Source organism: Mycoplasma sp. 527 (genome assembly GCF_053851595.1).
Window position 1 is genome coordinate 12929 of the sequence record NZ_JBSQAY010000006.1, and the last position, 12801, is coordinate 25729.

The window sequence follows — 12801 nt, forward strand, 5'->3', positions numbered from 1 at the left end:
GTTTGGGAAGGGGTGAGAGATGAAGAGATTATTTAAAGAAGTTTTTAGGTCACTTGCTAAAAACAAAGTTACATTAATTTGTTTAACAATCTTAATTTTCTTAACAACATTTTTATTTACTTTGTTAAATGATGTTAAGACTTCATATTCACGAACAATAAATGCATATGATAAGGTTTCTAAATTGCATGATTTAACTGTTGATTTAGATATTAATCCTTCAGGAGTCATCCCTAGCCATGGATATAATCAAATTGATAAGGATAATCATAGCGTTATTACTTCGCCAATAAAATTCGAATCATCTAAAAATGGTTCGGATGTTTCTTATACGATTAATTTGCCGGGAAGCGAGCACAATTTTATTAACATAAAAGATACTATTGAAAATTGAAACACCAATCCTAAATATTATTTGAAGACTGAAGACTTTTTAAAATTATATTATGAACAACTTTCAGGTCAAGTTTCAAGTGTCAGATTCGAGATTAATAAAGAAAACCCTAATCCCCAAAAGATTAGAGAATTTACTTTTTCAGGTGAAAATAGAAAATTTAAAGTTTATCAAAAAGAGGGAAATAAATATTCTTTGGTAACTAAAGTAAACAGAGTTAATACCGATGACTTAATAAGATTTAAAACAAAAGTAAAATTAGGTGATATTTTAACTATATCATATGGTCCCAAAGGACCTTTTAATCAACAAACAATTAAAGATAGCGTTGTAGAATCCTCGCCTCTTTATATCAATACCGTAACTAAGCAAGCATCATTTTTGACCCAAGATTATGATGAATGAAAAGCAGAAGGTGTTTTATATGTTATTGAATCTAATAAAGTCCTTGAATTAATGGGATTTGAAAAAAAATCAAATGATCAAAAGTGATATTTTAATGAAGAAAAAGCTAAAAATGCAAAAATTAAAATCGCTGGCAACCAAAAAACAACACAATGAAATATTATTAATGATGATATCCTTGTTGATGATTTTAAACTCGGGACATTTGCAAATGTAAATAAAATAGTTTCTAATTCTCCTCTATATATCGAACTAGCTTCTAATAATACTTATAAAATTCCGGAAGGATGAATAAGAAGAGCTGAGCGAATGGTTTCATATAATTGATATCGTTACATTTTAAATTGAAATGAAAGCAATCAAGAAGATAAGTCCAATTGAAAAGGATCGTACTTTAAATTTATTGAGCAATTTAGCAAAAATCAACCTAAAGAATATGGGCAACATTTATATTTCTCTTATTGAGATAAGACCATAACCACTACCTATAGTATTGGAAATAAATATAAACAAACCTTTGTGCAAACGGTTCCAATTGATAAAAATGATATTGATGTTACCTTTAAACAGCCGTGAAGTGGAGGGAAAGAAAATACACGAATTCCTAAAAATAAACAAAACCTTGATGCCTTTAATTTATGAAATATTAAGCAAGTAGAATTTAATAAATTAGGATCGCAGCCATTAAGTGATGAAGAATTTCAAGATGTATCAAATGTTAGCAAGCTTAATGTAGCTCAAAATTTTATTCGTAATAATGCTTTAAGTTTTGCTCGTTCTTCAATACTGGAAGATATTAAAAAAACTGTTGGTAAAGATAATTTAGGTATTAGAAAAACCATCACTGTTGAAACAGTTAATGAAGGCAACGCAAAAAAGAATGTATTTCATTTTGTTAATATTGGTGATAAGGATAAAAAAATACTAGGATTTGAAAATAATGTCGGTAAGTTATATAACGAAAGTCTTAATCCATCTATTTTGCATTCAAGTATTTCAAATGAAAATGTTGATAAATTCTTATTAAAGCCAGATAAAAATAGCAATCTTATAACTAAAATTCCTGCTGTTTATACTAGGTCGTTAGTTGAAACTATTTTTCGTAATTTTACGCCAAATAATGAATATTTTAATGCGGATATAAGATTTGAAAAGTACTATGATTTTCTTGAAAACACAAAAATTCCAACCCTAGTTGATGGAAAAATATTGGTTTTAACTACTGCTACGCCAGAAATAAAGCGCCCCGGAGGATCTACTGTCGTTGGGGCAATTGCAATGCCTAGACCAAATAAATATATATTTTTAGTTCAAAGCAATATTGATGGTTTTACAGACGATATCGTGTGAAATAAGGTTTTAGTTAATGACAAGGAATATTTAAGCTTGGATGAAGTTTATAATTACCTTGTTCAACAAGATTATACTGTTCGTGGTGAAATAGGTGCAAACGGTTGAGCCGTTGTTAATCCTCAATTTAGAAACGCAATAAGTTTACCAATATCATTCGGATCAATTTCACCAGATTTAACTCTTGAAATTACACAAAAAAATACAATTAAAACCTTAGTTGATAGATTACGTTCAGTTCTTTTAGATACAGATTTTGGAAAATTATTTGATCGTCGTGATGTATATCGTATTTTCAAAGCTGTCACCGATTCTGTCGAAAGCAATGGGTTACATACATTGCTTGCCATCGGAAAAACTAACCGTTTTATTTTAGAAAAAACAATTTTAGATATTATTAAATTTTTAGTTAAACCTCTGCCGCAAGATAATAACCAAAATCTTGAATACATAAATATAAATGCAAATGCTTTCATTCATAATTTCTTTGCAAAGATATTTTTATATTTTAAAAAACAATATTTACTATCGGCTAAAACTAATGAGGAAAGGGAAAACTATCTTGTTTCACAAATAAATAATCTAAGCGGAATTTTAAATTTTTCTAATTTATACATTATTCCACAACTCAAGATTTCATTAAAAGATCTATTTGTTTATATAAGAGATAAAGAAAAAATTTTCGATATTTTAACCGAAATATTTTCATCAATTGATTTTGTTAAATTTTCAGCAATAATAAACGATTGATACGATCGCCATCCATATAAACCGTTTACTGCGGTAAATGATACATATTGAACAATGTCTCATGAACGGATGATTATTTCTTTATTAAGTTCATTGAATGAAGAAAAATTCAAAAAATCCATTAAGAACCTTTTTAATTTAGTAGATTTTAGTAAAATACTTGATCCAGAGCAAAAAAGCAGCTACTACCAAAAATGAGTTCAAGCATACAAAAATATAAATCAAGACTTAGATAAAAATACGAAGGATGAGGCTAAAAAATTCTTTAAAGCCTTAGACGCTAATAAAGATGGCTCATATAAGAATATTAACGAAGGACTATTTAGTATTTTTTCAAATATAAATATTGAACAATTCACTAATTCACTTAATAAATTAATTAAGATTAATAAATATCCAATTACAGCTAATAATAAAATTTATAACGATTACAATACTGAATATTTAAATCAATCTGATTATTTGGCAGCATTTATGTCCTCTCTAAACCTTGTTGGCGAAAATGAAATTTCAGCAAGCAAAATTATTCAAATTCAAAATGCAATTATTAAAATTTTTAACTTTTCAAACAAAACAGAAAGTTTGGTTAAAGAATTAAATATTTCTATTCCAACCAAAGAAGAAGGAAAAATTTCATTACTAGATTTGGCTATTTTGCCTAAATTAGCATTGCCAAATAATTTGTCTAGCAATTTTTCTATTCCTTCGTCATATAATGTTCCTATTAATGAGTTTGATTTAGTTGATATCAAAAAGATTATTGCGAAGGTAAAACAAGCAATAAATTCTAAAACTTTATTAAAATTGACTAAATCTGAGTTTGATTTTGTTAAACAGCAAGCACTTGTTAATGATATTGAGCTAAATAATCTATCAAAATTACTTGCTAAACTTGAAAAATATTTTAATTTTGTATCTCTTTTAAAACTCAAATCTCTTAAACCAAGGGATAATAAGTTCGACTTTATATTAGAAGACAAAAATCAAAAGCCCGAATCATATGCTGATTTAGCCTATTTATCAGCAATTATTGATTCAAATGCTAAAGATAAAAAATCACAAATAGAAATCCTAAAAACCTTGCATAATTTTCTAGCTAAATATCTAGGTTCATCATTTCTTGCGAATGGTGAGGAATCAATTATTAAAAATATGTTTGTTTTATATAGCATATGAATTAAGATGGCTTATTTTTTGAATAGAATTGAGCGTATTGAGGATAAAATATCTATTGATCAAAATACTGGACAAAAGATTATTGAAAAGCAATATGCTAAAAAACTTTCTTATGCACAAATTAAACTTGTTCTAAATGAAATCTATAAACTAGCGCTAAATCCTGAATTTGTTAAGGCAATGCAAAACTTTGATAAAGTTATTAATCCAATTCCTAGTTTAGGAATATTAGGAAGCGATAATAAGTATCAAGCAACACTTTTAAAAATTCCTTATGCTCATGCACATACTAATTTAGCAAATCGTGAACTTATTTCTTTATTGAAAAAATCGCACGGTATTAATTTATTTAAATCTAATTTAATTAATGCTAGAATTGACACCAAAACTATTGATAAAATAATTGACCTTTTAATTAAGAATTCAAATGAACTTACTTATAACTTTGGTTACATTGCAACAGCCTCGCAAATTCCAACTTATTACAATAATTCATTAAAAATGTTTCTTGATTCATTCCTTGAAACTAATGACAAAACTCCTATAAAACCGTTAATTAAAGATGATTATGAACTAGATTTGGCATTCAAAAAGGTTATTGAAAATTCAAGACTTAATAATCATTTATCATTATTAAATATTCCTAATAATCTATTAAATCCTTTGACACTACTAAGTTTTCCTCAAATTCCTTTATATTATATTTTAAGTCCAAATCCAAACGAAGGTAATATTGCTTATATTGTTAAAAAAGTTTTAAATAATCTTAAGTCTTCGAATGTTAAGGATATATTTTATCAAATCGAAGCAATTACACAAAATTTTGAAAATTCTGCTTATTATGTTGAATCGAAAAACGATACTTCTATTGATTTAGACCTATCTAGATTTAATTATATTTTTAATCAAAAATTAAGAAATAGTAATGGTAAGGGACTTGATTTATTTGGTATTAATATTACCTCATCTTTAGAAAAATCAGTATATAAAATCATAGAACCTATTAAAATATCAAATTTAATTTCTTATTCAGATTCAGGCTCATATGTTGCTAAAGTTAATTATGGTTATGCATCTAAAAACGGTAAAGAAGTCTATAAAGGTGATATAAGCAAATATCTATCGAACCCTTATGCTATGCAATTATTTATTTCTTCATTAGATGAAAAGTACAAGGTTAAAGTTAATACGCAGGAGTATTTAATCATTGGTATTGATTCAACTGTTGATTATTTATATCCTGTTATTAATGAAGAAAATATTCAAGTAGATACTAATACCCAAGCAATTATTTATGTCAATTCAAAGGGTTTTGACCGTATAAATTCAGCATATCCAACTTTTGCTGTTAAGACTTATGCATTAGTTAAGGCGCCTGTTGATGAGAATGGAAAATATTTGCATAATAAATCGCCGAAGGAATTGCAGGAGCAATTTAATAATGATATTAATCTTATTAATCCTAATTCATTTAACAAAAAGGTTTATTTAAAAGATGAATTAGACAATATAAATCCTGAAAGAAAGATAAGAATTGTAACCATTAGAACTATTGTTAATTCAATCAAAAATGCCACATTCTATTTGATTTCTGTTTTAACTATCTTAGTTGCATTCATCATATACTTTATTATGAAGAGATATATTGAAGCGAGAAATAAAGTTGTTGGAATATTGCGTGCTCAGGGTTATAAAACCTCAAAAATAGCATTTGCATTTTGTGCTTTTGGTTGAATCCCTGCTTTTGTTGGTGGTTTACTTGGCTATATTGTTGGTTTTGCCTTACAGGGAACAGCAATGAATGTTTTGTCTTCATACTGGACACTTGAAAATAATATAATTCCTATTCACACCTCCGCCATCCTTGGTACAATAATTGCACCGTTGTTATTCGTTAGTTTCTTAATTTTCATAATAACAGCAATTTCTGTTAGAAAAAAACCTATTGAGTTAATGAGTGGTCTTGTTGAGGTTAAGGTTGGGAATTTTGCTCAAAGAATTTCAGCAATGTTTAGAAAACTGCCAGTTAAAGCAAGATTTATCGCCTCTATGGCACTAAATAATTTCTGAAAAATGTTCTCGCTATTCTTAGCATTTTCAACCACATCGTTGATTTCTATGTTCTTTTTATCGTCAAACAACATTTTTAATAAGGCTATAACAAAAACATATAAAGATAGACTCTATAAATTTAAGCTTGATCTTGAAAGCCCAACAACTGAAGGTGGGCCTTATGTTACTTATAATAAATCTGATATAAATTCATTATTATATGTTCCTAATGATTTAGCTGGATCATCTTCATCAAATGGTAGTCAACTTGATTATGCCAACCCGAATTTCCTAAGACCAGGCAGTTCATTTAATACCGATGTCCCACATATTCCGTATGCACCAACAGTGTTGACTAAATCATCGCTTGATATCTTGATTGACTTATCGGTTGAATTAAGCCCTTGAGATATTACTTATGCTAGTTTGCCTGAAACGCAAAGAGCTAGAGTCGCGCAAATATTTAAGCGTGTATCAAAAGAAATGCAAGCTACCCAATATTTAATTGATATTTCTAAGTTAAAAACCGGTAAGGATTATTTAAATGTTGAAGATAGTGACATATCAAATATTATTGCCGTTACTGATTTGGAAAAATTTCAAAAAGATCTTGCCAATAATAAGCCAGAAGATATAAAAAATCGTACGAGCTTCTTTTATTTCACTTCGTCGTCTTTATATCAAAACAATCAATCCAACGGAAGAATTAGCGAACAATTTAAATTTATTGAATGAGATCCCATTAATGAAACATACTTTAAACCAAAATCTGTTTCAACATCGAGATATAGACAGGAATATCGTAATTTCTTGGTTAATGCATACCGTCGTATTGAAGGTCTTGATTTCTTTGTATCATTTGGCGGTATTTATTGAAATGATGTAACTAATGAAAAATATACTTATGCTAAAACACTATATAATAATAAAGAAATAAAGATTTATGGATATTATGGTGATAGTAGATTCATTTCAATGCACAATGCTAATAATGAAGATTTACAACAAAAATTAGCTAACTATCAATATAATGAAAATACTACAATCCCATTGATTGTCAATACTGTTGCCCAAAAAAGATACAATCTTTCTATTGGTTCAAAAATTGAATTTGATTTATTAAACCATGTTGATCGCTTTAGTTATCGTGCGTTAAATCAAAAGCCACCAAGAACTAAATATACCTTTGAAGTTATTGATATATCCGAAACATACATTAATAGTGAATTTATTACAAGAAAGGACATCTTAGACAAAATTTTGGGTTATGACACATTGACTACTCGTTTGCAAAACGCACGTAAACAAGAACTAGAAAATGCTATATTCTTAAACCCACAAAATAAACAAAAAATTACTAGAGACTTTAGACGAAAATATGAAGCATTTAATGGTATTTTATCTAGTGATACAACACCAGTCCAAACAATCGATACCTTAACTACTTATTCATCAACCGGTTTTTGAGGTGCGACCTCTTCATTTGAAGTTGAAGGTGCAAGCGATCAAACTGTTTGAGAATTCTTTAAACGCATATTTATATCTAATAAAGATCTCAATTATATATCTGTTTATGAACACAATATTGATTCCTATAATGAAGCACACCCTGGAGCTAAATTAAGATATAAAGACGTATTATTTAGACTTCTTAATATAAATGAATCTCAATATGAAAAGATTGTAAAACAAGCTAATTCAAATGAAGAATTTAAAGGTTTAGCACGCAGTATTCTTACGAAATTTTATGGAATACAACCCGATACTATTTATGGTAAAAATATTATGTATGGCGCCTCATTTAACGTTAATAGTAAAGATATTGAAGCAGGTTTTATAGCTGATATTTCTGAAACTGTAAATGTTATTCTAATAGCCTTTATTGTTATGTCGCTATTGATTTCCATTATAATATTAATTGTTATCACTAATATTATGATTGCCTCAAATCAAAGAGCAATAGCTACGTTTTCAGTTTTAGGTTATACTAATCGCGAAAAGATTTCACTATTCTTTGCTAACTTTGTTCCGACTATAATATTTGCTTGTTTATTAATGATACCTGCAACATTACTATTGATTTCGGTATTTAATGCATTTATGATGGCTACATCTCAAATTGTCTTGCCACTTGTTTTACACTATTCAACAATTATTATCTCAGCAGCAATTTGCTTAACAGTGTTTATTCTGACCTCGATGGCTACTTGAAAGAGTTTAAATAAAATTAAGGCCATTGACACCTTGAAAGGAAAATAATGTGAAGAAGAAATAAAAAAGTTGAATCTAAAAATGAAGATTTAAATGTTTCTATGAATAATAAAAAAGAGATATCAATAGCTTCGAATGCTGATGGAATATCGGGACATCCATTAGATAGTGCAACGTTAAAAAAATATAAATTAGCAAATAATAAACCTCGAAAAAAAGATGGATTAGAAAAGGAAAAGAATAGCGATGGCAATATTGTTGAAGTTTTTGATGTTAAGAAAACTTATTTATCAGGAAACGTTGCAACCGATGTTCTAAAAGGTGTATCTTTAACCATAAAAAAGGGCGAAATTGCAATATTGTATGGTAAATCAGGGTCAGGAAAATCGACGCTTTTAAATATAATAAGTGCACTGGATAGACCAACTAGTGGTAAGGTTATTGTTAATAATATAAATTTGCCTTATCTAAATGAATCTAGACAAACGCTATTTAGACGCGATAATATTTCATTTATTTTTCAAAACTATAATTTATTGCAAAATCTAAATAGCTATGATAATGTTGAGACCGGCGCTTATTTACAGAAGGACAAGTCAAAACATTTGGATATTAAGAAATTATTTAAGGATTTCGACCTTGAAGAATGTATGTTTAAATACCCTTCACAAATATCGGGTGGTCAACAACAACGTGTTTCTATCCTAAGAGCAATAGCTAAAAATTCTGATATTCTTGTTGCTGATGAGCCAACCGGTGCTCTTGATGAAAAAACAGGATGAATTGTTTTAAAAATTCTTCAAGAAATCAACCGCGATTATGGAACTACGATAATTATTGTTTCACATGATGCTGATGTTGCACAAATTGCGGATAAAGTTATTTATCTTGAATTAGGACATATTAAGGATATAAAACATCAAGAACGAAAATGATTAATAAAAAAGGAAAAAGAAAATTAAAATGATTATAACTATATTATTTATTATATTTGGGTTAATACTATCAACTGCTATTATTACTCTATCAGCATTTTTGCTATCAAAGAAAATTAAAAAATCTTACATAGTATCCTCATATTGCATGTTATCATCTTGCTTACCAATGTGGATCGCTTTATTTATCTCTGCATTCACATTGACGAAAATAGTATTACTTGTATTCATATGTATTACGCTAATATTAATAATTGTTTCAGCAATTGTATTTGGTATTGCTAGAATAAAAGTTGCTACTCAAACCAAAAAAAGAAGAATAGCTGAAAAAAGAGCGTAATTAGTTGAAGAAAAAAAGCCAGTAATAAACTGGTTTTTTATTTTAATTTAAGAAAATCTTAATTATTTATCATCGTTGTTAGAAACACTTTTTATAATGTCGATACATGAGCCAAAGTAATATGGAACTGCAATTTCTTTAATGTTTTTTCAATCACTTCCAAAGATGTTTCTTAAATAATTTTGATATTCATTTATAACATGAAGTTTTATCCCATCTTTTTCAAAAATACGAATGTTATAGTTAGTATTTGTTAATCATTTTGTTAGAAAAAAATGATTAATTATTGGTGATGTTATAACAAAACCTTCATACATATCATCGTTTAGATCATTTACTAAATCCTTATAGTTTATCGATTTTTTTAAAGCCTTTAGGAATTTAGAAATAATAATTTTGTTTTTAATTTTAGGAATATTTGAATAATTCATAGTGGCATAATATTGTATAAAGCTTTTACTTTTATTAGAAAATTTATACATCTTTTTTATTTTTTTAATCGTTGTGGGAATGATTAAATTAATATCAACAAAAGGGCAATCATTGTATATATTTTTACTATCTTCAACAAATTTATTTTGTAACGAATAATAGTCAGAGTGTTTGACCGAATCAATTACCTTGTGTGGATATAATTGTCTTAGTTTTTCATATGATTCAAAAGTCATCATTACTTCATAATGATCAGTTTCATTTCAATATTCCAGGTTATTAACCACTGCTAAAAGACTATTAAAATCAAGACTATATCAGAGCTCATGCTTACTGCAAATATTAATAAATTCTTTCAAGATGTCAAGTTTATGGTTAAAAATTTTAGTCATATTTTAAAATTATAATTTAAATTTATTTTTACCTTAATTTATTTAATTTGCTAATTCTCTAATAAATATTGCTTAAGCTGCCTGTGTTAACTTGGTTTTGTTGTTAGCAAAATATATGTAAAAAGTGGTAAAATTTTGTTATCTTATTTAATTAATTAAATATGAATATTTTTATTTGTACATTACTATATTCAGAATGAAAGGCAAATATGTCAGAAAAATTTAAAAAACAAATAACCACTGAACAAAAAGCTAAGAGAAAAAAGGTCATTTGAGGAACTTTTTGAGCAACCGCCATTTCAGCTGTTTTAGCAGCTGGTATTTCTATTCCACTTGTTCAAGCTTCGAAGGCCCTACCTGCTCCAACTCCGATATTGGATGAAAAAAGCTCAATTATTAAAATCATTCAACCAGATGGTTCTATTAAAACTTTAACATATGGCGAGCTAGACAAAAATCCTACTCTAACAAATAAAAACAAAAATATTTTTGATTCTATTGAAAAAAACATTGCCAAATATCTTTATGAGAAAGAGTATGAGGCTTCTTTATGATATCAAGCAGTTTATAATGCCGACAAAGCAAAAACAGATGAAAAATCTTTTGCCCTAGATTCGATTGATAAAATTAAAGAAAAAGTGCAAAAAGAAATTGATGATTTAAAAAGACAGTATCAAAAGCAATATGGCCTTGAACAAAAATGAGAAGAAAAATTCTTAGAAGAGATTTCGAAGCCATCATGAGGATCATCAAAAAATGAGAAACAAGCTTTGGAATACCGAGTTAATTTAGAAATCAACAAAAATGCTTATCGTAGATATAAAACCGAAGTTAATACTGATTGAACATATAATGAATTAAAAAATGGTATACTAGCCAATAAAGATGTTTTTTATGAATACAATGGCAAAAAAGTTGAAATAGCTAAAAAAGGCCAAAAAATATTTTTGCCTTTTGCTCATGAAAACAAAAATTATGTATTGCCAGCAGAGGATTCAATTGAGTCACAAACAAATTCACAAGCTTCAATCAAAATTCCGATGTTTGTTACAACATCATTTGTTAAGGAATTTAGAAATCCTGAAAGATTTATCAAGCCGTGAATCGACAGAAAACAAGCCATTTTATCAGAATTTTCATTGTCTGCTCATCAAGATACAACTGGTGCTGAAAAACCATGGGTTGTAACAAAGGCCGAAATAATTAATCTTCTTAAGTTTTCAGCATATCCGCAAGATAATACGCACAATAAATTAAAACTTGCAATTGATGCATTAAATGATTTTAGAGGATTTAGCACATTAATAAAAAACGATAACATTACTTCAGATGATGAAAGACATGCAAAAAATGACCAGACATTAATTGAATATTTATCAGCCGATAAGGCAAATGCTTCAAAATTTGGATCAAAGGGTTTTGTTAATTTAAAACAAGCAATTTCTTCAAGTGAACCATCTTCATACTTTGGACTACTATCAATTTTACTAGGTGACGCACAAACTGATAAAGGTATTTATAAATATACTGAAAAGAATGATTTGTTTAAGGATTTAAAGAAAAAGCTAATTGAGGTTTTAAAATCGCTTAGTGGTTATAATAATCTTGAAACAGAATTTAAGTCAAAACTTGAGAATGCATTGAATGCGGAACCTGCTTCAAAAGAAAAAAATGCTGATTACGTTGAGGAATATGCTAAGTATAATAACGAAGTTGAGAAAATAATTAATAACCTTGAAGATAAGGAATTTAACAAATTATTTGGAAATGCATTTAAAGATGTATTTGCGAAAGGTAATAAGGACAATAAAATTAACGCTATTTACAAGGTCGGAAAAAATTTTGTTTCAGTATCTCCAAAAGGAATATTAATTCAAAATTTACACAAGTTTGATACAGTGGAAGCTGTTCAAAAATTAATTGTTAAAGATTTAGCAATTAAATCAAAAGCAAATTACAAAAATACATTTACTAGTGAATTATTTAATTTAAATACTATTTTTGCAGATATATTGGATACTACATATCAAATTAACGATCTTCTTTCACAAGATACATTCAAAGAATATTTAAAACAACAAAAATTTACTCCTATTGATTCGGATAAAGAAAAAAACTTTGATGATGCAGATATTAAAGGAGCTTTAAACTATATTTCAACACTAGAGCAAACAAATAAGGCAACTATTGTAAATAAAAAATATGGTCAAATAAAAGATTTTATTAAGAAACAAATTAATGATAATCTTGTAGCTGACTTCGAATATGATACAAATACAAATAAATTTATAATTAAACCACATGATAATAAAGATATTATTTCTTATTTATTTGACATCATAGTTAAATATGTTTTAGAATAGA

General features: G+C 27.7%; 5 protein-coding genes. 4 read left to right on the forward strand and 1 reads right to left on the reverse strand.

Going from position 1 to position 12801, the window contains the following annotated elements:
- Nucleotides 1-19: 19 nt before the first annotated feature.
- From ACWXVQ_RS02845 to ACWXVQ_RS02855, 3 genes are all read left to right on the forward strand, one after another.
- Nucleotides 20-8386: an ABC transporter permease gene (locus tag ACWXVQ_RS02845; RefSeq protein WP_456013563.1), complete on the forward strand. Its 8367-nt coding sequence runs from the start codon at nucleotides 20-22 to the stop codon at nucleotides 8384-8386.
- Nucleotides 8386-9300, forward strand: a complete 915-nt coding sequence (locus ACWXVQ_RS02850) for an ABC transporter ATP-binding protein (RefSeq protein ID WP_456013564.1) — start codon at nucleotides 8386-8388, stop codon at nucleotides 9298-9300. The genes ACWXVQ_RS02845 and ACWXVQ_RS02850 overlap by 1 nt, the downstream gene beginning before the upstream one ends.
- Before the next feature lie 175 nt (nucleotides 9301-9475).
- Nucleotides 9476-9613, forward strand: coding sequence for a hypothetical protein (locus ACWXVQ_RS02855; RefSeq protein ID WP_456013565.1), 138 nt, complete (start codon nucleotides 9476-9478; stop codon nucleotides 9611-9613).
- Between the two features lie 62 nt (nucleotides 9614-9675).
- Here the strand turns inward: ACWXVQ_RS02855 and ACWXVQ_RS02860 are convergent, their stop codons facing one another.
- Complete coding sequence (locus tag ACWXVQ_RS02860) at nucleotides 9676-10437, reverse strand: hypothetical protein (RefSeq protein ID WP_456013566.1); 762 nt, start codon at nucleotides 10435-10437, stop codon at nucleotides 9676-9678.
- Nucleotides 10438-10646: 209 nt separating this feature from the next.
- On the opposite strand from ACWXVQ_RS02860, the gene ACWXVQ_RS02865 reads away from it, so the two are divergent.
- Complete coding sequence (locus ACWXVQ_RS02865) at nucleotides 10647-12800, forward strand: HinT-interacting membrane complex protein P80 (RefSeq protein WP_456013568.1); 2154 nt, start codon at nucleotides 10647-10649, stop codon at nucleotides 12798-12800.
- Nucleotide 12801: the final 1 nt, after the last annotated feature.